A 21,687-nucleotide genomic window follows, 5' to 3' on the forward strand; every position below is an offset into this window, starting at 1 on the left:
ATCATGGATGACTGGGGGCAAAAACCATGCCGGAACCGACCGGCCAACACACCCATATCCTGCAACAGGAAAGGGCTACGAAAAAGGTAACGGGGAAGCCGGAACCGCCGCCGGGAGGACGAGCTCCAGTCAGCGCAAAGGGCGCTTCCCGCAGGGGAAGCGCCCTTTGCAAACAGCAGTCAGACCGGGATTAGAGGCCCAGGTCGGACTGGAAGTTGCCCTCTTCAAGGCGGGCCTTGAGCGTCTGCAGGAAGCGCCCTGCATCTGCACCGTCCACCAGGCGGTGGTCGTAGGACAGGGACAGGTACATCATGGAGCGGATAGCGATGGTGTCATTGCCCTCGGCGTCGGTCAGGACGACGGGACGCTTGACGATCGCACCGGTGCCCAGGATGCCAACCTGTGGCTGGTTGATGATCGGAGTGTCGAACAGTGCGCCAACGGAACCGATGTTGGTGATGGTGAAGGTTCCGCCGGACAGCTCATCCGGTCCAATCTTGCCGGCCTTGGTGCGCGAACCGACGTCGCCGATGCGCTTGGCCAGGCCGGCGATGTTCAGATCGCCGGCATCCGCGATGACGGGAACCAGCAGGCCCTTTTCAGTGTCCACGGCAATCGCGAGGTGCTCGGCGTCGTGGTACGTGATCTGCTGGGCATCCGAGTCGTAGGACGCATTCAGCTTCGGGTGCTGCTTCAGTGCCTCGGTGACGGCCTTGGCGATGAAGGGCAGGAAGGTGAGCTTTGCGCCGTTCTGCTCCAGGAAGGAGTTCTTAGCCGAGGCGCGCAGCTTGGCGATGCGCGTCATGTCCACTTCCTGGACCTGGGTCAGCTGGGCCGAGACCTGCAGGGATTCAACCATGCGGCGGGCGATCGTCTGGCGGATCCGCGGTGCCTTAACCGTGGTGCCGCGCAGCTTGGCGCTCTCGTCGCTGATCTTTGCCGGCGCAGCCTCGTCAGAGGATGCCGAGGACGACGCCGGTGCGGCAGCGGGCTGCGACGAGGCGGCCTTCTTGGCCTCGGCAGCTTCCAGGACGTCCTGCTTGCGGATGCGGCCGGCGACGCCGGAACCCTTCACCGTGGAGAGATCCACACCGTGCTGGTTGGCAAGCTTGCGCACCAGCGGAGTGACGTAGGTACCTTCGGAGTCGGCGGGGGCGTCCTGCTGGGGAGCCGCCTGCTTGGGAGCTTCAGCCTTGGGCTCAGGCTTCTTCTCTTCCTGCTTCGGGGCCGGGGCGGGAGCCTTCTTCGGCTCGGCAGCCGGAGCTTCGCGCTCTTCTGACGGAGCGGCAGCTACGGGCTCGGCTTCCTTCGGCTCGGCCTTGGCCGGAGCTGAAGAACCGGAGCCGATGACGGCCAGGACGGCGCCAACCTCGGCGGTGTCATCCTCGTTCACCCGGACTTCCAGCAGCTTGCCGGCAACGGGGGAGGGGATTTCGGTGTCAACCTTGTCGGTGGAGACCTCCAGCAGCGGCTCGTCCATCTCGACGTCGTCGCCCACGGCCTTCAGCCAGCGGGTGACGGTGCCTTCGGTTACGGACTCGCCCAGGGCGGGGAGGGTTACTTCGGTACCTTCGCCGTCGCCGGACTCAGCGGGAGCTTCCGCTTTCGGTGCTTCCTGAGCTGCGGGAGCCTCTTCGGCGGCCGGAGCTTCCTCAGCGGGTGCTTCCTGGCTGGCGGCGCTGCCGCCGTCGTCCTTGGCACCGGCGGAACCGGAGCCGTCACCGATACGCACCAGCGCTTCGCCAACTTCCGCGGTCTCATCTTCAGCAACGAGGATTTCCTCGATGACGCCGGCCACGGGTGAAGGGATTTCGGTGTCAACCTTGTCGGTGGACACTTCCAGCAGCGGCTCGTCTACCTCAACGCTGTCGCCGACAGCCTTCAGCCAACGGGTGACGGTGCCTTCGGTGACGCTTTCACCAAGGGCGGGTAAGTTCACGGTTTCAGACATATTGTCCCCGTTTCTCCTTATTAGATCTTGTTGACCAGCCGTACCGCTGGTGCTGGTGATGGAAAGCCTAGTGCACCCGTGTTTGTGAGCTCGGGTGCACCAGGGTGTGGTTCTTGGTTCTAGCCGTGCAGAGGCTTGCCGGCGAGGGCCATGGCGGCCTCGCCAAGGGCTTCGTTCTGTGTGGGGTGGGCGTGCAGCAGGCTCGCCAGGTCTTCCGGGTAGGCCTCCCAGTTCACGATCAGCTGTGCTTCACCGATCTGCTCGCCGATGCGGCCGCCGATCATATGAACGCCCACAATGGGGCCGTCCTTTTCTCGGACCATCTTGATCAGGCCGGAGGAACCCAGGATGGAAGTCTTGCCGTTGCCGGCCAGGTTGTATTCCTGGACCTGGACGTTTTCGTCGCCGAGCTTGGCCTTGGCTGCCTTTTCGGTCAGGCCCACCGAAGCGATTTCCGGTTCGCAGTAGGTCACCTTGGGGATGTTGGCGTCTTCGACGATGACCGGTTTGAGGCCGGCGATCTCCTCGGCAACAAAGATGCCCTGCTGGAAGCCGCGGTGGGCCAGCTGCAGGCCGGGAACAATGTCGCCTACGGCGTAGACGTTGCCTACGCCGGTGTGCAGGCGGTCGTTGGTGATGACGAAGCCGCGGTCCATGGTCAGGCCCGCTTCTTCGTAGCCCAGGTTGGCCGTGACCGGTCCGCGGCCCACTGCGACGAGCAAAAGGTCCGCTTCGTAGGTCTTGCCGTCCGCCAGGGTAACGACCACGCCGTCGTCGTTCTGCTGAACGTTGTCGAAGAAGATGCCGGTGCTGAACTTGATGCCGCGCTTCTTGTAGGCGCGTTCAAGCGCCTTGATGATTGCAGCGTCTTCGTTCGGGACCAGGGAGGGCAGGCCCTCCACAATGGTGACGTCCACGCCGAAGGAGTTCCAGACGGAGGCGAATTCGACGCCGATGACGCCGCCGCCCAGGATGATCGCGCTCTTGGGCACGGTGTCCATCTTCAGGGCCTGGTCGGAGGTGATGACCTTGCCGCCGATTTCCAGTCCCGGCAGTGAACGGGAGTAGGAGCCGGTGGCCAGGATGATGTTGGCGCCGGTGTACGTCTCGCCGTTGACCTCAATGGTCTTTTCGCTGGTGAGCTTGCCTTCGCCCTCGATGACGGTAATGCCCTTGGACTTAATCAGGCCCTGCAGGCCGCGGAACTTGCCCGCAATGATGTTGTCCTTGTAGGCATTTACTGCCGTCATGTCCACGGAATCGAAAGTGGCATTGATGCCGTACTTTGCAGCGGACTTGGCGTTCTCAGCGATTTCGGCCGAGTGCAGCAGGGCCTTGGTGGGGATGCAGCCGTTGTGCAGGCAGGTGCCGCCCAGCTTCCCCTTCTCGATGAGTCCTACGGAGAAACCCAGTTCCACGGAGCGAAGGGCAGCGGCGTAGCCACCGCTTCCTCCTCCGAGGATCAGGATGTCGAATTCTTGCGCAGTTGCCTTTTCGGCCACTTGGACGCTCCCTCGCGTAATCGGTGACGCACATGGGCGCGTCGTTTTAGTGATTTGGGCGGTTGTGATCGTCTCTCACACTATCCCGCCGGCAGGACTGCATCCACTCGGGGATGGCCCGCCGACGGGAAGTGTAAGGAGAAACACCAGCCGTATTACTTGTTCCCGGTTCTCCCCGGAGGGGGCCGGTGCTATAGGCACTCCTTAGGCGGAGCGCGCCACGACATCTTCGGCGTAAGCCACCAGCGTGCGGACAGCGACGCCGGTGCCTTCCTTGGGTGTGTAGCCGTAGGGGGCGCCTTCATTGAATGCAGGTCCGGCAATATCCAGGTGTGCCCAGGGGATTTTCACGCCGTCGACCTCGCCGACGAACTCGCGCAGGAATGTTGCGGCGGTCATCATGCCGCCGAACCGTTCGCCGTGGTTGGCGATATCCGCAACGGAGGAATCCAGGGATGCGCGCAGCTCTTCGGGGATGGGCATCGGCCAGAACAATTCGCCGGCGCGGTCCGCGGCGACTTTGACGGCGTCGCGCACCCCTTCCTCGCCCATGACGGCGGATACCCGGTTACCCAGGGCGATCATCTGTGCGCCGGTGAGGGTGGCAACGTCGATCAGCACGTCCGGTGCTTCTTCGGAAGCGGCAACCAGGCCGTCGGCCATGACCAGGCGGCCTTCGGCGTCGGTGTTCAGGACCTCGACGGTGCGTCCGCCGTAGGTGGTCATGACGTCACCGGGACGCTGGGCAGTGCCCGAGGGCATGTTCTCGGCCAGGCACAGCCAGGCTGTGACCTTGACCGGCAGGCCCAGATCGGCGATGGCCAGCAGGGCGTTCAGAACGACGGCGGCTCCGCCCATGTCGCACTTCATGGTCTGCATGCCTGCGGCCGGCTTCAGCGAAAGTCCACCCGAATCAAAGGTGATGCCCTTGCCCACCAGGGCCAGCTTGGCCTTGGCGCGCTGCGGCGCGTACTCCACCTTGACCATCCGCGGCGGCCGGGAGGAACCCTTGCCCACACCCATCAGACCGCCGAAACCGTCGCGCTCAAGCTTCTTTTCGTCCATCACCGTGACCTTGACCTTGGCCGAGAGCGGCTTGGACAGATCCTTTGCAGCCTGTGCAAACGTCTCCGGGTAGAGGTGGCTCGGCGGCTGGTTGACCAGGGTCCGGGTGGCATTCACGGCACGGCCCAGGATACGGGCGCGTTCCAGTGCCGGCTTCAGCGCCTTGTCCTCCGCAGCGGGTGTGATCACAATGATGGCGCTGACCGGATCCTTGATTTTCGCCTTATCGGTGCGGTGTTCGCTGTAGCTGTAGGCGCCGAACAGGGCTCCCTCCGCAACGGCCGCTGCATCCGCCACAGTGGCGGCGGGCAGGGCGAGGGCTACTGTCTCGGTGCCGGCCAGCTGGCGCACCGCGGAGCCCGCCGCACGGCGCAGCGCTTCGGAGCTCAGCGGAACTCCGGCACTGACCTTGCCCACGCCGGCAAGAACAAGCATCTGGGCTTCGAGTTCAGGCAGTCCGGGCAGCCGGTGGACCTCGTCAGCGGCGCCGGTGACGCCCAGCAGCGGAAGGGAAGCCGCAAGAGCGGAGGCTGCCTTGGAACTCAGCGGGCTGTCGATCAAAACCGGACCGCCGGGTGTCTGCCCGATGCCTACCACCAGGGCCTGGGCCGGAACCTTCTGCACGTCCCGGGAGACCACCGTCAGATTTGGCTCGTTCGTTTTGACCACGAAGTACATCCTTACCTTGTGCGAAATATTGGTTGGTGCCGTGTTTCCCGCGTTGTTTCCCGCGTTCCGTGTGATGCCGGAGCGGCTCCTTGTAACCGATCGTAGTCTGTTGTCAGGAGTGCTCCTGTTTACTAAGCCGGTGTTCGCCCGCCGCGGGCGGGAATGAAACGCGGGGCCGGCGGCGTTTACCCTTGAGTGAACAGCGCAGCCCGCGCTGTGAGGCCTTTTGGATGATTTTCGAGAACGATCATCGTCCGTAAAGCTGAGGCAAAAGAACCGCACAACCCTTGAAAGACCCAAGCGCTTGGAAGCACAGAAGGGGAAGACATGCTTGATCCGCTGACCCTGTTTAATCTCAATCCGGAGGCGGCCGACGACGCCGGCCTGCACGGGTTGCAGCTTCTGATGGGCTTTACCGGCTTTGCCGAGGCAGGCCACGTGGTTTCCCAAATCCGCGATGAGCTGCTGGAGACCCTTGACCATGATCTGGTGGCGTCCTTCGACTCGGACCAGCTCATTGATTATCGCGCGCGCCGCCCCCAGATCTCGTTCGCTGAGGACCATCTGGCCGACTATGAGCCGCCAAAGCTGAACCTGTACCGCCTGCAGGACGGGCTGGGGGAGCCCTTCCTCTTCCTGACCGGCTTCGAACCGGACTTTCAGTGGGAACGGTTCGCGGCCGCCGTCGTGCATCTGGTTCAACACTTTGATGTGCAGATGGTGAGCTGGATCCACTCGATCCCCATGCCGGTGCCGCATACCCGGCCCGTGGGCGTGACCGTTCACGGCAACCGCCCGGACCTGATGGCCGGTATCAGCACCTGGCGCCCCAACGCACAAATCCAGGCAGCCGTGGGACATGTGTTGGAGCTGCGGCTTACGGAGGCAGGGATCGACGTCGTCGGGCATGCCATGCATGTGCCGCACTACCTGGCGGAAGCCGAATTTCCGCCGGCGGCAGTGGCCGGCCTGGAATATCTGGGAGCCGCTGCCTCGCTGGTGCTGCCCACCGACCGGCTCCGCGAAGCCGGCCGAGATGTGGAGCGCCAGATCGCCGAACAGGTGGAAGCCTCGGCGGAAGTGAAGGGGGTCGTGGCTACCCTGGAGAAACGCTACGACGAATACACGGACAGCACGGTGCGCCGTTCACTGCTCGTGAAGGACAACGACGAGCTGGCGGACGCTGAGGAGCTGGGCGCCGCGGTCGAAGCCTATTTGGCCAGCCCGCAGGCGGAAGAGGAATCTGAAGCGCTGCGGCCCGAAAACAATGCCACAACGGAGGAATCAGAAACTGGTGGGAACGCTGACACTTCCAAAGGCGCCGGCACTTCCGGCCCGTCCGGTGCTTCCGGGCAGCCCGGTCACGAGTCGGGGCCCGGCCCGAAGGATTAGCCGACGGGCGGTGCAGGGATGAATTCACGCCGCGCCTGGCTTGTCTGGGGTGTCAGTGTCCTGGCTTATCTGGTGGCGGTGACCCAGCGGACCACGTTCGGTGTGGCTGGGTTGGAGGCCACCGCACGCTTCGACGCCACCGCGTCCATTCTTTCAGTCTTCACTGTGGTGCAGCTGCTGGTGTACGCCGGACTTCAGATCCCCGTGGGCGTGCTTGTGGACCGGTTTGGCCCGCGACTGCTGATCGCCGGAGGTGCCGCCCTGATGGTGGCCGGGCAGCTGCAGCTGGCCACGGCCGACTCTGTGGGCGGCGGTATCCTGGGCCGGTCCCTGGTAGGCGCCGGGGACGCACTGACGTTTATCAGCGTGCTGCGTCTGTTGCCCGCCTGGTTCTCCGGCCGGCAGATTCCCGTCCTGACCCAATGGACCGGAATCATTGGCCAGCTCGGCCAGATTGCCAGTGCCGTCCCCTTTGCCTTTGTTTTGCACCGTTTCGGCTGGAACACCGCTTTTGTCTCCGCGGCATCCCTGTCCGTCCTGGTTCTGGCGCTGGCACTGGTCTTTATCCGGAACCGTCCGGCCGGGGTACAGCCCCCGGAGCTGCTGCCGCTGCGCCAGAGCGCCACGTCCCTTGCCGAAGCCTGGCGGCAGCCCGGCACGCGGCTGGGCATGTGGACTCACTTCACGATTCAGTTCCCCGGCACCGTTTTTGTCCTGATGTGGGGCTTCCCCTATCTGGTCAGCGCCGAGGGCGTGGACTCCTCCTGGGCATCGGCTTTGATGACGCTCTTTGTGGTGGTGGCCGTGATCTGCGGGCCGTGGCTGGGCTCCTGGGTGGGCCGCCATCCGCTGCGCCGGTCCACCATGGTGCTCCTCATCGCCGCCGCCATCGCGGCTGCGTGGCTGGGGGTGCTGCTGTACCCGGGTCCGGCGCCGCTGTGGCTGCTGGCGCTGCTGGTGGTGGTACTGGCCATCGGCGGACCGGGCTCCATGATCGGCTTTGACTTTGCGCGCACGCACAACCCCGGCCACCGGCTGGGCACCGCCACCGGAATCGTCAACATTGGCGGATTCGTTGCCTCGCTGGTGTCGATGTACCTGATCGGCGTGGTGCTGGACATCCTTAATGCCCGCGGTTTTTCCGGGGGTGACCTGTATGCGCTGGATTCGTTCCGCATTGCGCTGACCGTCCAGTTTGCCGTGATGGCGGTGGGCGTTGCGGGAATCCTTCGCACTAGGGGCAAGGTCCGGGCGCGAATGGCCGACGACGGCCTGCACCTACCGCCGCTGCGGGAAGCCATACTGCGGGAACGTCAGCGCAAGCAAATGGAGCGGAGCGACCGGCGGACCGGCACGCAGTAGGCGGTTGACTGTTCCTCCACCGGTCCTAGCCGGGGCCGGTACGGGTGGTTTTGTCCACAACCGGGCCTGTTCTCCTCGCCGCAGTGTGACCGCGCCGGGATGCTCGAGCCATGAAGAACTCTCGCAGCCAAAGGCGCCAGGGTCCGTTTCCAGTCAGCGGACCTGCGGATATCTTGGCCTTCATTCCCCACAGCTTGGGCTTCGCCCCGCGTGAGTCACTGGTCCTCATGACCGTCGATTCCGCCCGCTTGGGCGCAACCCTGCGCCTTGACCTGCCTGCGTCAGCCCTCGATTACACGGATTTCGCCGCCAGAGTCAGTGAGATCCTGCGCTCAGATCGGTCTGCGAACGGGGTGTTGATGGCCTTGTATACGGAGCGGTCCTGGAAGGAACCGGGGGTCCCCCCGTACCGCAGGCTCGTCACGGCCCTGGGGCAATCGCTTGCAGACGCAGGCTTGCCCATCAAGGACGGGTGGGTGGTTTCGGCAACCACATGGCGGGAGTATTTCTGTGAAGACAGCAGCTGCTGCCCCTGGCCGGGCCATCCTCTTCACGACATCACCAACAGCACCCTCAGCGCTGAAATGGTGTACCGCGGCAGCGCCTTCGCCCAGTCACTGGAAGAGGCCGTGGCTATGGACCTGCCGCCGGTATGGGCGGGTGCCGGAGCAGCCTCGGGCCACCGTGCCGCTTACGTCCGCCGGTTAGAGGGCCGGTGGTGCGGTTATTCGCAGTTTGCCGGCACTCTGGCTGTTTGGGATGAGTTCTTTTCCAGTGTGGCAAAGACGGGGCAAGGGGGCAGCGGCGAGGCTGGGAGGTATAGGGAGTCCAGGGCGTTAGCGGAGCCGAAGAATTCCGCAAACCCGTCCGGCGCCGCGCCCAACGGGGCGGACTACGGCTGTCCGCAGTTGCGTGCTGACCCCGAAGCTGTCGGGTTCCTGCTGGCCAGTCTGCGCGTCCGTCCCGTACGGGACACCCTCCTGGTCATGGCTGCCCTGGGAAGGGAGCCGGCGCTCTCCGGTGCCGTTGCGTGCAGGCTGCTGTCCAGGGACGCCGGAGACCCCCTGCTGCCGCCGGGTCCCGAACATCACACAGTGGCTTCGGCGTCGCCTCCGCACCGGGTACCCGGGGATGCCGGGCACGTCTTCCGTGACGTTTTGGTGGGCCAGTACCGTAAAACACCGCAGTGGCGCGGCATGGACGCAGCTTTTGCCGTCTTCGCCGAACTCCTTGCCGCAGATACAGCTGATCAGGAGACGGACCACGAAGCCACCGCGGCCCTGCTCAGCCTGCTGGCCTGGATCGAATGGGCCAGGGGGCGGGGATCCAGGGCGCAGGTCTATCTGACGCGCTGTCTGGAAACCCTGCCCGGATACCGTCTCGCACAACTGTTGGAAGAGCTCCTGGCGACGGGCCTCTTTCCCGTGTGGGCGCAAAAGGCCGCAACGGCCTGGAAGGGCTCGTCGGAACAGCAACAAGGTAGTACCCGGCCCTGACGGCGGTTGCCGCACGCCGGGCCGTTGGAATCACCTCCCATGCTGGCGGCGGCAGGAAAACATGAGACAATGGGAACCGAGACCCGGTCGGGTTCGTGTATCAAGTGTCGCTTTTGCTTCCTTTGCGTTTGTGCAGAGGGAACAGAAACCGGAGCATGCGTGTTCTCCATGAGAGCATCACTGCAAACGGGATCGCTTGAAATCAAGCACGGACTTGACAGGGTCATAGTGGTGTTGCCCCCAATGGCGATTCCACAGCCCGCCGTATGAAAGGTTTTCTGTGTCGCCGAGAAAGACAACTGCAGTCGAAGAGACTGACACTGCAAGCAAGGGCACTGCCGTAGACGAAACGCCGGCTCCAGTGGAAACTGCGACCGGCGAAAAAACCGCGGTAAAAACCGTCCGAAAGCCCGCAGTGCGCAAGCCTGCCGCAAAGTCAGGTACCACTGCAGCCGGCCGCAAAACCGCCGCCAAGTCGGCAAAGTCGGCTAAGGCCGCCGCAGCAGCGGAAGAGGAAGAGCCGAACAGCGACGCCGAGCCCGCTGAATCGGAGGATGCTGCTGAGGCTCCGGAAGCAGCGCCGACCGGCTCCGGATTTGTCTACTCTGACGCTGACGATGACGATGCACCTGCCCAGCAGGTTGTTTCCGCCGGCGCTACCGCTGATCCGGTCAAGGACTACCTGAAGCAGATTGGCAAGGTCGCCCTGCTGAATGCTGAGCAGGAAGTTGACCTCGCACTGCGGATCGAAGCAGGCCTGTTTGCCGAAGAGAAGCTCGCCGCTGATCCCAACATGGACCCCAAGCTCAAGCGCGAGCTGGAGTTCATCGTCCATGACGGAAAGCGTGCCAAGAACCACCTGCTGGAGGCCAACCTCCGCCTCGTGGTCTCGCTGGCCAAGCGCTACACCGGCCGCGGCATGCTGTTCCTGGACCTTATCCAGGAAGGAAACCTGGGCCTGATCCGTGCAGTCGAGAAGTTCGACTACACCAAGGGCTTCAAGTTCTCCACGTATGCCACCTGGTGGATCCGACAGGCCATCACCCGCGCCATGGCTGATCAGGCCCGCACCATCCGCATCCCGGTGCACATGGTAGAGGTCATCAATAAGCTCGCCCGTGTGCAGCGCCAGATGCTCCAGGACCTGGGCCGCGAGCCCGCTCCCGAAGAGCTGGCACTGGAACTGGATATGACACCTGAAAAGGTTGTAGAAGTCCAGAAGTATGGTCGCGAGCCGATCTCCCTGCACACCCCGCTGGGTGAAGACGGCGACTCCGAGTTTGGCGACCTCATTGAGGACTCCGAAGCCGTTGTTCCGGCTGACGCAGTCAGCTTCACCCTGCTGCAGGAGCAGCTTCACTCCGTGCTGGATACGCTCTCCGAGCGTGAAGCCGGCGTGGTGGCTATGCGCTTCGGCCTCACCGATGGTCAGCCCAAGACGCTGGACGAGATCGGAAAGGTCTACGGGGTAACCCGTGAGCGTATCCGCCAGATCGAGTCCAAGACCATGTCCAAGCTGCGCCACCCGTCCCGGTCACAGGTTCTGCGCGACTACCTGGACTAAGCATCGGCTGGTTCAGGCATCAGCGGTGCCCAACACCGCAGCCAGTCAAAGCACTACGCCCCTGGTTCGCTTCGGCGGACGGGGGCGTCGTGCTTTAAGCTCCCCCAGCTCAGAACTTCCTGCCAAACCCGCCTCCAAACCCGCCTGCGCATGGAAAAGGCTCCCCCCGCCGAGCGGGAGGAGCCTTCCAAGCTGTACGCGGCGTCCGGCTGTCCGGTTCCGCCGTCAGTGCGTCACTAGTCTGCCGGGACGGCTTCTGCCTTCTTTACGAGGCGGGACGTCTCGTCCTGCCACTCAGAAGTCAGGGGGCGGAGGTTGGTCTCCACGGCCCGTGCATGGTGTCCGCAGAAGAGAAGTTCCCCGCCCGAGGATTCAAGTACCGCACGTACGTACGCCTGTGCGCCGCAGCGGTCGCAGCGATCCAGCGTATTCAGTTCACGAGTAGCTACTGCTGCTGTCATGAAAGCCTCCTTAGGGGTGTTGATACTTCATATAACCATCTTTGTGCTCCGGTCCTTCGCGCCCGGGCCCGTCTTTCGCTCTACGCGTACCAATTGGACGTTCGGCTGTGAGGTATTTCACCGGTGCTGAGTCGCTGGCGCACACTGTCACCGGCGGGCCTTAACCTTGGAAGTAGCCCGATCCCCATCGGGCGCGCAGCTGGATCGGCGATCTGCCGGCCAACGGTCCCAAGGCCTGAGGAGTTTCAAACACGTGGCGCCCCCGAACACTGAGTACAACGCCCGCCACCTTTCCGTTCTGGAAGGGTTAGAAGCCGTCCGGAAGCGTCCCGGCATGTACATCGGCTCCACCGACTCGCGCGGGCTTATGCACTGCCTCTGGGAGATCATTGACAACTCCGTGGATGAGGCTCTTGCCGGGTACGGGCAGAGCATTAAAATCATCCTTCATCCGGACGGCTCCGTGGAGATTCACGATGACGGCCGCGGCATTCCGGTGGACATCGAACCGAAGACTGGGCTGTCCGGCGTGGAAGTGGTCTTCACGAAGCTCCATGCCGGCGGCAAGTTTGGCGGCGGCTCCTACGCGGCTTCCGGCGGACTGCACGGCGTGGGAGCATCCGTGGTCAACGCCCTGTCGTCCCGTCTGGACGTGCAGGTGGACCGCTCGGGTAAGACCTACCAGATGAACTTCCGGCGCGGCGAGCCCGGCCATTTTGCCGACACCGGCAAGGCTCCGAGCCCTGAAGCCAAGTTTTCTCCCTTCCTGGAGAGCTCCAAACTGGAGGTGGTCGGCAAAGCCAAGCGCGGTGTCACCGGCACCCGGATCCGCTACTGGGCGGACCGTCAGATCTTCACCCCGGATGCCAAGTTCTCCTACACCGAACTGCAGGCCCGGGCCCGGCAGACCTCGTTCCTCGTCCCCGGCCTGCGGATCACGCTGCGCGACGAACGCCGGCTGCCCGGAACCCCCGGCGAAGCCGGCCCGGTTGAGGAAGTATTCCAGCACGACGGCGGAATCACCGAGTTTGTTGAGTTCCTGGCGGCGGATGCCCCGGTCACCGACATCTGGCGCCTGCAGGGCAGCGGCAAGTTCAAGGAATCCGTTCCCGTGCTTGATGATTCCGGCCACAGCAAAATTGCCGAGGTGGAGCGTGAATGCGAGGTGGACATCGCACTGCGCTGGGGGATCGGCTACGAAACGAACATCCGCAGTTTCGTCAACATCATTGCCACGCCCAAGGGTGGAACGCACCAGGCCGGGTTTGAGCAGGCGCTGTTGAAGACTTTCCGCAAAGTCATCGAAGCCAACGCCCGCAAGCTCAAGGCCGGCAGTGACAAGATTGAAAAGGACGATGTGTTTGCCGGGCTGACGGCTGTCCTCACCGTCCGGCTGGCCGAGCCGCAGTTCGAAGGCCAGACCAAGGAAATCCTGGGCACCTCGGCCGTCCGCGCCATCGTTGCCAAGGTGGTGGACAAGGAGATCAGCGCCCGGCTGAACTCCAGTGCCCGCGGGGACAAGGCCCAGTCGGCGCTGCTTCTGGAGAAGGTTGTGTCGGAGATGAAGTCCCGCATCTCCGCCCGCGTGCACAAAGAGACCCAACGGCGGAAAAATGCCCTGGAGACCTCCACCATGCCCGCCAAGCTTGCGGACTGCCGGATCGACGACAGTGAGCGCTCCGAACTCTTTATTGTCGAAGGTGACAGTGCACTGGGGACCGCCAAGCTGGCCCGGTCCTCGGATTATCAGGCGCTGCTGCCCATCCGAGGCAAAATCCTGAACGTGCAGAAGGCCTCTGTGGCGGACATGCTTTCAAACGCGGAATGCGCCGCCCTGATCCAGGTGGTGGGCGCCGGATCGGGGCGCAGCTTCCAGCTGGACGCTGCCCGGTACGGCAAGGTCATCTTCATGACGGACGCCGACGTGGACGGTGCGCATATCCGGACCCTGCTGCTGACGCTGTTCTTTCGCTACATGCGGCCGCTGGTTGAGGCCGGACGCGTGTATGCCGCCGTGCCGCCGCTGCACCGCGTGGAGGTCATCAACCACGGCGCCAAGGCCAACGAGATGATCTACACCTACAGCGAGAAGGAGCTGCACCAGCTTCTGGCCAAGCTGCAGAAAGATGGCAAGAACTACAAAGAGCCGATCCAGCGGTACAAGGGCCTGGGCGAGATGGATGCTGACCAGCTGGCCGAAACCACCATGGATCCGCGCCATCGGACGCTGCGCCGCGTGCGCATTGACCAGGCGGCCGACGCCGAACGCGCCTTTGAGCTGCTGATGGGCAGTGATGTGGCCCCGCGCAAGGACTTCATCATTGCCGGGGCTGCCATGCTGGACCGCGACCGCATCGACGCGTAGGGCTGCGGAGAGGTGCCGGACGTATTCGGGCCCCCGTATGCCCGGTCCCTAGAGGATGCCCGGGGCTACCAGAAGCGTTGTGGGCACGGCCAGGAGCAGGCCGCAGAGAATGAGCACGGCCGCCCGCTGCCAGGCCGGCAGAGGCGGCAGGGGCGTCAGCAGCCGGGTCAGCCGGTGTACGGTGCCCAGTTTGGCCTGCTCGTCCGGGCTGCCCGCAAGGGTGCCCCGGGACTCTGCAGCGTGCAGTCCCTCCGCCGGTGCCGAACCTGTGCCCACAATCGCCACGGCCCGGATCAGCGTTTCGGGCGCCACGGTGCGTAGGGCGTCGTTGTCGGCCAGCATCTCGATGAGCTCATTGACCGACTGCTGGGCCAGCTGGGAGGTGGGCAGCCAGGGCAGGGCGGCGCGCCACGCCGCAAAGGCCCAGAGGAGTAGATGGTGATGCTGGGACAGGTGCGCCTTCTCATGGATGAGCACGGCTGAGAGCTCTTCGTCGGAGAGCAACTCAAGCAGTCCATCCGAGAGAACGGTGACCGAACGTGCTCCACCCGGAAGGCAATATGCCACTGGGGTGGGGTGGTTGATGACCACTGTGGCGGGGCGGGTGGCGGAGGGGGAGCTCAGCAGCGCCAACATGTCACGATGGCGGCTGCGGCCCCGCTGGATCCGGTAATAGGTCAACAGGAGGATAAAGACAAGGTGGGCGCTGAGCAGCAGCGCGGCGCTGAGCGCAAACACATGCACCAGGCCCAGTGTGGTGGCCGGAGCGCCGTTAATCAGGATGTTCCAGAGGCCGCGTAAAGCGTCGACGAGGTTGTCGCCAAGGGGCTCAAGTCCCCAGGTGAGCATCGCTCCGATCATCGACAGGCCGCCGGCCAGGGCGATCACCTGCCACAGCACCATCGCCGTGAAAGGTGAGCGGGCGGGCCACTTGGCGCGGGATAGGGCAATCGGAACCGGCCACGCCAGCACGAGGGCCAGCGCGGCCAGAGCGTATGAGGCCCAGAACACCGGGGCGCTACGTAGCTGCCGCTACCGGATCAGAGACCGCCGAGCAGACGGCGCAGGGTCTGGGCCTCGGTTGACGACACGGAGCCGACGAAGCGGGCCAGCACAGCCTCCCGGTCATTTACCGAGCCGAGAACCTCGTGCATCAGTTCCGCCGTGTGCTCGGCCTTGGAGGTGATGGCGCGGTAGCGATGCGGGCGGATGTTGCGTTCACGCTCCACCAGTCCCTTTTTTTCCAGCCGGGAGAGCACCGTGAGGATAGTGGTGACCGCCAACCCCTTGCCGTCGCCGGCACCGGCCGCCGGATTGGCCTGGGCCAACTGCTCGCGCAGCTCGTTTGCAGTGGCCGCCTCCGGAGACTCCCAGAGGAGGTCCATCGTTGCCCGTTCCAACTCGCCGAGGGTAGCCATCCGTGTTCCTGTCCTTCACCGTTAAATAATCACCGGGAACCGCCACCGGAGCTTCTCCTCCGCTGCGGCACCGCCTCAGCAGAGGAGGTCCGGGTCTCCAATCTACAGGGTTTTTGTGAGCGGTTCTACATCACGTAGAAATCTTTTCGGAACTGATCTACGATCGTAAGCAGAATAAGTTTCTACGCTCTGTAGAAGTTCTGGTCCGACTGAAGGAATCCTCCCTTGGAAGCACTCGATATTGCCCGCTGGCAGTTCGGCATCACCACCGTGTACCACTTCCTCATGGTGCCGCTGACCATTGGCCTAGGGCTGGTGGTGGCAACACTGCAGACCATGTGGGTTCGAACGGGTAAAGCCGAGTACCTGCGGATGACCAAGTTTTGGGGAAAGCTCTTCCTCATCAACTTCATCATGGGCGTGGCCACCGGCCTGGTCCAGGAATTCCAGTTTGGTATGGCTTGGAGCGAGTACAGCCGCTTTGTGGGTGACGTCTTCGGCGCCCCGCTGGCGCTGGAATCGCTGCTGGCGTTCTTCACCGAATCCGTGTTCCTGGGTCTGTGGATCTTTGGCTGGGACAGGCTGCCTAAGAAGATCCATCTGGCCTGTATCTGGATTGCGACCCTGGCCTCAGTCCTGTCCGCCTACTTCATCCTTGCCGCGAACTCCTGGATGCAGCACCCCGTTGGCGTGGAAATGGTGGACGGCCGTCCGGTCCTAAATGACATTTGGGCTGTGCTGACCAACAACACCCTGCTCACGGCCTTCCCCCACCAGATCATGGCTGCACTCTCCGTGGCTGGCGGCTTCCTGCTGGGCATCGCCTGGTACCACCTGTGGAAGCGCCGCCGTGACGGCATTGACACCGTCAACGAGGACGGCACCGTAGTGGTTGGCTCGCGGCCGGAGACCGGTCGAGACAAGGCGGACCACAGCGTGTGGATCAAATCCCTGCGCATTGGCGCAGTGGTGGCCATGATTTCCTTTGCCGGCACCGCCATCACCGGTGACCTGCAGGGCAAGCTGATGTTCGAGCAGCAGCCCATGAAGATGGCCGCCGCCGAGGCCGCCTGCCACGACGGCACCTCCTTCTCCATCCTCTCGATTAGTGACGTGGGAACCCGGAATTGTGATGACGTCAAAGCCGTCATTGAGGTGCCCGGCCTGCTTTCCTTCCTGGCGAACGGCGACTTCAACACCGACGTCAAGGGTGTCAATACGCTGATTCCGGAGTACCAGAACGCGTACGGCACCCACATTCCCGATGACCCCAAGTACGGCGACCAGGCCGGCACTGAGATTGACTACCTGCCGGTTATGGCTGTGACCTACTGGGGTTTCCGGATCATGATCGGATTCGGCGGCATTGCCGCCGCCGCAGCCGCAGTGGCGCTCTGGATTACCCGCAAGGGCACCGTCCCGCAGTCCAAGTGGCTGATGCGTCTGGCCGTCTTCGGCATCCTGGCACCGTTCGGCGCCAACAGCGCCGGCTGGATCTTCACCGAGATGGGCCGCCAGCCGTTTGTGGTTGCCCCCAACCCGAGTTTCACCGGCATTGACCAGGTCTTCATGTTCACCGCCGCTGCGGTTTCACCCGGCGTGTCCCGAGCCGAGCTGATCTTCTCGCTCTGTTCGTTTGCCCTGGTGTACCTGGCGCTGCTGGTGGTGGAAGTGCGGCTGCTGTTCAAGTTCACCCGCGGCGGCGTTCCCTCTGCCATGCCCGAACTGCTGCACAGCAACGGGCACGACGGCGGTTCCTCCGGCGGTATGGATTCCGCCGGCGGCGACGGCGGAACCGACTCAAAGACCAAGCAGCCCGACGATGTCCTCGGCTTTGCCTACTAAGCGATCTGGAGCACAGAAGTGATTTCGCTACCTACCCTTTGGTTCATCGTCCTAGCCTTCCTCTGGACCGGCTATCTCTTCCTGGAAGGCTTCGACCTGGGCGTCGGCATGCTCATGAAGCTGATGGGCCGCAGTGAAAAGGACCGCCGGGTCATGCTCAACACCATCGGCCCGGTCTGGGACGGCAATGAGGTGTGGCTGATCACCGCCGGTGCCATGACGTTTGCCACCTTCCCGCTCTGGTATGCCGCCCTCTTCTCGGCCCTGTACATCCCGCTGGTGCTTGTCCTGCTGGGGCTGATCTTCCGGGCGGTATCCATCGAATACCGCGGCAAGAACAACTCCGACCGCTGGCGCAGTGGCTGGGACTGGGCCATGGCACTCGGGTCCTTTGTCTCCGCCTTCGGCGTTGGCGCCGCTCTGGCGCTAACCACCACCGGCCTGCCGCTGAATGAGAACGGCGACCGGGTGGGCGGAGCGTTCGCCTGGTTCAACGGCTACGCCGTGCTGGGCGGCCTCGCTGTGGTTGCCTTCTGTCTGGTCCACGCCTGTGCCTTCCTGGCGCTGAAGTCCCGTGGCGACATCGAAATGCGGGCCCGCCGCGCCGTGGTGCGCTGGCTGCCGCTGGGCGTTGCGCCGATGGCCGTCTGGGCCATTGTGGTGCAGCTGCAGAACGGCAAGCCGCTGACCCTGATCCCGCTGGTGGTGGCCGTGGTTGCCGCGGTGCTGTCCTGGGTGATGGCACGCCGCGGCCGCGAAGGCTGGAGCTTCACCTACCTGGGCCTGTTCCTGGTGGCTGGCGTGTTCACCATCTTCGCCGCGCTCTATCCGAATGTGCTGCCCTCCACCTTGGACCCGGCCTGGAGCCTGACCGTGGAGAACGCGTCCTCCTCCGACTACACCCTGACGGTGATCTCCTGGGTCTCGCTCTTCGGCCTGCCCCTGGTGGTCCTCTACCAGGGCTGGACCTACTGGGTCTTCCGCAAGCGGATCACCGCTGAAGCCATCCCGGCAGCCCACACGGTGACCGCTCAGTGAAGCCAGTCCTTCCGGTCAGCGCCGCCAGCCGGCGGGCACTGTATCTCCTCGGCCTGCTGGCTGCCGTCAAGGCGGCCGGCCTGGTGCTCCTCGCCACGGGTGTGGCAGCCGGAGTTGCCGGGCTGGCCGCCGGCGGGCCGGACTGGAGCTGGGTGCTCGCCAACGGTGCGGCCGGTGCCGTGCTGCGCTCCCTCGCGGTGTGGGGGAGTGAGACGGTCTCCCAGCGGGCAGCAGCAGGGGTCAAGGAGGAGCTGCGTTCGTCTCTGACCAAGCGGGCGCTCGACGACGGCGGCAACGTTCCCGGCATGGGATCCGGTGCGCTGAGTGTGCTGATTACCCGGGGCCTGGATGGACTGGACAACTATTACGCCAAATACCTGCCCGCGCTGGTGACCTGCGCCGTCGTGCCTCTGCTGGTGGGACTGCGGATCCTGTCTGCGGACTGGCTTAGCGCCGTGGTGGTTGTCCTGACCGTGCCGCTGGTTCCGGTGTTCATGATCCTGATCGGCCTGCATACCGGGGATAAGACCGCCGCTGCAGTGGATGCGCTCAACCGGCTCTCCGACAACATGCTGGAACTGGCCAAGGGCCTGCCCGTCCTGGTGGGCCTGGGGCGCGCCAGGGCCCAGACCCGGGCGCTGCGCGATGTGGCCGAGAACTACCGCGTCCGCACGCTGGAAACCCTGAAGGTTGCGTTCCTGTCCTCACTGGCCCTGGAACTGATCGCCACCATCTCGGTGGCGCTCGTGGCCGTGGTGATCGGTGTGCGTCTGGTCAACGGCTCCATGTCCCTGGAGCTGGGGCTGCTTGCGCTCATCCTGGCCCCGGAGTGTTATCAGCCGCTGCGTGACCTGGGCACGGCCCACCACGCCAGCGAAGACGGCCTTGAAGCTCTCAAGCGCACCAACGCCGTCTTGGACGCGCCGGCTGCAACCCCGCTTGTCCCCGCCGCCCCCGCGGCCGCCGTTTTGCCCGAAGCCCCGGTTCCCGCCGGAGCCCGGTCGCGCGCCGGATCCCGGGCACCTGCCGGTACCCCCTTATCCGTGGCAGGGCTGACCATCCGGTATGCCGGACGTCCCCGCCCCGCAGTGTCCGGCCTCAGCTTTGAAGTGCCCGCCGGCAGTATCGCGGCCCTCACCGGCTCCAGCGGCAGCGGTAAGACCTCGGTCCTGGAAACACTCGCCGGCCTGCGCCGCGACGGCGGAGACACAACGCTGGAAGGCACCGTCACCGGCGTCGACCGCTCTACCATTGCCTGGATTCCGCAGCACCCGGTGCTGGTGGAAGAGAGCACCGTTGAGGAAATTGCCCTCTACTCCGGTCTAGGTCCGGGGGAGGAGGCCCGGCAGGCGGCAGCAGACGCGCTTGCCGCCATTAATTCTCTGCACCTGCTGGACACCCGCACCGCTGACCTGAGTCCGGGCGAGCAGCGCCGCGTTGCCGTGGCCCGGGCACTGGCACGCATTGCCTGCCAGCCGCAGGTGCGCGTGCTGCTGGCCGATGAACCCACCGCACATCTGGACGCGGCCAGCGCCGCCGCCGTCATCCGTGCCCTGGATAGCCTGCGCGGGAGCATCACCGTGCTGCTCGTGGCCCACGACCAGAAAGCAGCAGCCATTGCCGACCACCTGATTCCGGTGGACGCCGGCCAGCCGTCCGCGCCCGTATCCGCGGCTTCGAACGACACAGCTGCATCCGGGACGGCACCGGTGGAGGCCCCGCCCGTCGCCGCGCCGGGGCTTGCTGCCACGGCATCGAAATCCGCATCGAACCCGGCATCGAACCCCGCATCGAACCGCACGGCAGCGGGGGGCGCTGCGTCCGGCGGTACGCCGGCCCCCGTGCGCTGGCAGGCAGAGCTCACGGAAACTGAGCTCCACCCGGTGCACCAGCCGCTGTGGAAGAACCTGACGGTCCTGCGCCCCTGGAGCCCGCAGTTCCTGCTGGCACTGCTCCTGGGCACCGGTGCCACGCTCTTTGCCGTGGCCCTCACCTCACTGTCCGGCTGGCTGATTGTCCGGGCCTACGAACAGCCTCCCATCCTGCTTTTGTTGGGTGCGATTGTGGGGGTCCGGTTCTTCGGCATCGGGCGTTCCGTGCTGCGCTATCTGGAGCGGCTGCGTCTGCACGACGCCGTTTTCCGTGCCACCAACGCCATCCGGATCCGGCTTTGGAACGGACTGCTGCAGCGACCCGTTGGCTGGCGCCGGCTCGCCCGCGGCGGCGGAGCCCTGGAGCGCCTGGTGGGCGACGTGGATGAGCTGCGGGATATTGCGCCGCGCGTTGTTTTTGCGCCGCTGACCGGCTTCTTCACCGCCGTGGCAGCATGCGTGACCACGGGTCTGCTGCTGCCCGAGGCTCTGGGTGCGCAGATCCTGGTCTGCATGGCGGGCCTGCTCATTGCCCCGCTTGTGGCCGTGGGCGCGGATGCCGCGGCGCGTGCCGCAACGGTGCGGCTGCAGTCCCGGTCCATGGCAGCCATGGCCCGTCTGCTCGAGGCAGCGTCGGATCTGGAAGCCAACAGCAGCGCCGCTCCGGTGTTTGCCCGCCAGCAGGCGCTCGACGCGCGGGCCTCGGCCGCCGTGCGCCGCAGCGCGTGGGCGCAGGGCCTGGCCAACGCGCTTACGGCGCTGGCCTGCTCCCTGGGCGCCCTCTACATGCTGACCGCAGCAGGGAACATTCCGGCCACGGTGGCCGCCGTGATTGTGCTGATGCAGCTGGCCCTGATCGAAGCCTTCGTGGCTGTCAACGGCTCCGTCCAACAGTTTTTTGCGTGGCGGACCCTTGGCGACAAGGTGCTGCCGGATCTGGGGACCGACACCGTGGAGCAATTGGAGGAGGATCCCTCCGAACGGACACTGGTCCCTGTGGAGACCGTGGAACTGCGCGGCATCAGCTACACCTACCCCGGCTCCGACACTCCGGTGTTCGAGGACCTGGATCTGGACCTGCACCGGGACAGCTGGCTGGCTGTCACCGGCCCCTCCGGCAGCGGAAAGTCCACGCTGCTCGGCGTCCTGCTGGGCTTCCTGACCCCGCAGGAAGGCTCCTTCCGGATCAACGGAAAGGCTGCCGCCGGACTGCCCCCGGCTGCCCGGCGGATGGCCTGGTGCCCGCAGGAAGCACACCTGTTCGATTCCACGCTCCGCGGCAACCTGCTGCTGGCGCGGGACCGCCGGCAGGCGCCCACCGAAGCGGAGATGGTAGCCGCCCTGGACGCCGTGGGCCTGGGCCCGTTCCTCGCCGGGCTGCCGGAGGGACTGGATACCCGCGTAGGCGGCGGCGGACATTTTCTCTCCGGCGGACAGCGCCAGCGGCTCGCCGTAGCGCGCGCCCTCCTGACCGAAGCCGACGTCGTCCTCCTGGATGAACCCACCGCCCACCTTGATGTGGAGGCCGGGGAGCAGCTGATGGCCGACTTGTCCGTTGGCCTGCGTGGAAAATCCGTGGTGGTGGTCACGCATAACCCGGCGGATGCCGCCTGGTGTGACCGCAGCATTTATTTGGGCCGTCCGGTATGTGCCGGATCACATGGGTAGGATGCGCCCGGCACCGGTGT

At 64.8% G+C, this 21,687-nt stretch carries 13 protein-coding genes and 1 pseudogene; 8 read left to right on the forward strand and 6 right to left on the reverse strand.

Annotated elements, in window-relative coordinates:
- Positions 1-190: 190 nt before the first annotated feature.
- From sucB to ABIB35_RS17875, 3 genes are all read right to left on the reverse strand, one after another.
- Positions 191-1,951 (reverse strand): 2-oxoglutarate dehydrogenase, E2 component, dihydrolipoamide succinyltransferase, encoded by a 1,761-nt coding sequence (gene sucB, locus ABIB35_RS17865; protein ID WP_354183082.1) that lies wholly within the window; start codon positions 1,949-1,951, stop codon positions 191-193.
- Between the two features lie 119 nt (positions 1,952-2,070).
- Complete coding sequence (gene lpdA, locus ABIB35_RS17870; protein ID WP_354183083.1) at positions 2,071-3,453, reverse strand: dihydrolipoyl dehydrogenase; 1,383 nt, start codon at positions 3,451-3,453, stop codon at positions 2,071-2,073.
- 204 nt (positions 3,454-3,657) lie between these two features.
- Positions 3,658-5,187: a leucyl aminopeptidase gene (locus tag ABIB35_RS17875; protein ID WP_354183084.1), complete on the reverse strand. Its 1,530-nt coding sequence runs from the start codon at positions 5,185-5,187 to the stop codon at positions 3,658-3,660.
- A gap of 327 nt (positions 5,188-5,514) precedes the next feature.
- Between ABIB35_RS17875 and ABIB35_RS17880 the strand changes: the two are divergent.
- The 4 genes and pseudogenes from ABIB35_RS17880 to ABIB35_RS17895 all read left to right on the forward strand — a co-directional run.
- Positions 5,515-6,408: pseudogene (locus ABIB35_RS17880) on the forward strand (proteasome assembly chaperone family protein); the annotation flags it as partial.
- A 189-nt stretch (positions 6,409-6,597) separates the two neighbouring features.
- Positions 6,598-7,941, forward strand: a complete 1,344-nt coding sequence (locus ABIB35_RS17885) for an MFS transporter (RefSeq protein WP_354183086.1) — start codon at positions 6,598-6,600, stop codon at positions 7,939-7,941.
- Positions 7,942-8,051: 110 nt separating this feature from the next.
- The gene (locus ABIB35_RS17890) at positions 8,052-9,437 is read left to right on the forward strand and encodes a DUF4192 domain-containing protein (protein WP_354183087.1); all 1,386 of its coding nucleotides are present in this window, start codon (positions 8,052-8,054) and stop codon (positions 9,435-9,437) included.
- A gap of 280 nt (positions 9,438-9,717) precedes the next feature.
- Positions 9,718-11,001, forward strand: coding sequence for an RNA polymerase sigma factor (locus tag ABIB35_RS17895; protein WP_354183088.1), 1,284 nt, complete (start codon positions 9,718-9,720; stop codon positions 10,999-11,001).
- Between the two features lie 236 nt (positions 11,002-11,237).
- On the opposite strand, the gene ABIB35_RS17900 is transcribed toward ABIB35_RS17895, so the two are convergent.
- Complete coding sequence (locus ABIB35_RS17900; protein ID WP_354183089.1) at positions 11,238-11,462, reverse strand: DUF7455 domain-containing protein; 225 nt, start codon at positions 11,460-11,462, stop codon at positions 11,238-11,240.
- Positions 11,463-11,715: 253 nt separating this feature from the next.
- Between ABIB35_RS17900 and ABIB35_RS17905 the strand changes: the two genes are divergently transcribed.
- Positions 11,716-13,827, forward strand: coding sequence for a DNA gyrase/topoisomerase IV subunit B (locus tag ABIB35_RS17905; protein WP_354183090.1), 2,112 nt, complete (start codon positions 11,716-11,718; stop codon positions 13,825-13,827).
- Between the two features lie 48 nt (positions 13,828-13,875).
- Here ABIB35_RS17905 and ABIB35_RS17910 read toward each other — a convergent pair whose 3' ends face one another.
- Both ABIB35_RS17910 and ABIB35_RS17915 read right to left on the reverse strand, forming a co-directional pair.
- The gene (locus ABIB35_RS17910; protein ID WP_354183091.1) at positions 13,876-14,838 is read right to left on the reverse strand and encodes a M48 family metalloprotease; all 963 of its coding nucleotides are present in this window, start codon (positions 14,836-14,838) and stop codon (positions 13,876-13,878) included.
- Positions 14,839-14,867: 29 nt separating this feature from the next.
- Complete coding sequence (locus ABIB35_RS17915) at positions 14,868-15,245, reverse strand: BlaI/MecI/CopY family transcriptional regulator (RefSeq protein WP_354183092.1); 378 nt, start codon at positions 15,243-15,245, stop codon at positions 14,868-14,870.
- 225 nt (positions 15,246-15,470) lie between these two features.
- Here ABIB35_RS17915 and ABIB35_RS17920 point away from each other — a divergent pair, with 225 nt between their 5' ends.
- The 3 genes from ABIB35_RS17920 to cydD are packed head-to-tail and all read left to right on the forward strand — an operon-like array spanning position 15,471 to position 21,667.
- A complete protein-coding gene (locus ABIB35_RS17920; protein ID WP_354183093.1) occupies positions 15,471-17,090 on the forward strand; it encodes a cytochrome ubiquinol oxidase subunit I in 1,620 nt (539 codons plus the stop codon).
- 18 nt (positions 17,091-17,108) lie between these two features.
- Positions 17,109-18,128, forward strand: coding sequence for a cytochrome d ubiquinol oxidase subunit II (cydB, locus tag ABIB35_RS17925; protein WP_354183094.1), 1,020 nt, complete (start codon positions 17,109-17,111; stop codon positions 18,126-18,128).
- Entirely contained in the window at positions 18,125-21,667 is a 3,543-nt protein-coding gene (cydD, locus tag ABIB35_RS17930) for a thiol reductant ABC exporter subunit CydD (RefSeq protein WP_354183095.1), read from the forward strand. The genes cydB and cydD overlap by 4 nt, the downstream gene beginning before the upstream one ends.
- Positions 21,668-21,687 lie beyond the last annotated feature (20 nt).

This window comes from Arthrobacter sp. UYP6, from assembly GCF_040547315.1.
Lineage (GTDB): Bacteria > Actinomycetota > Actinomycetes > Actinomycetales > Micrococcaceae > Arthrobacter_B.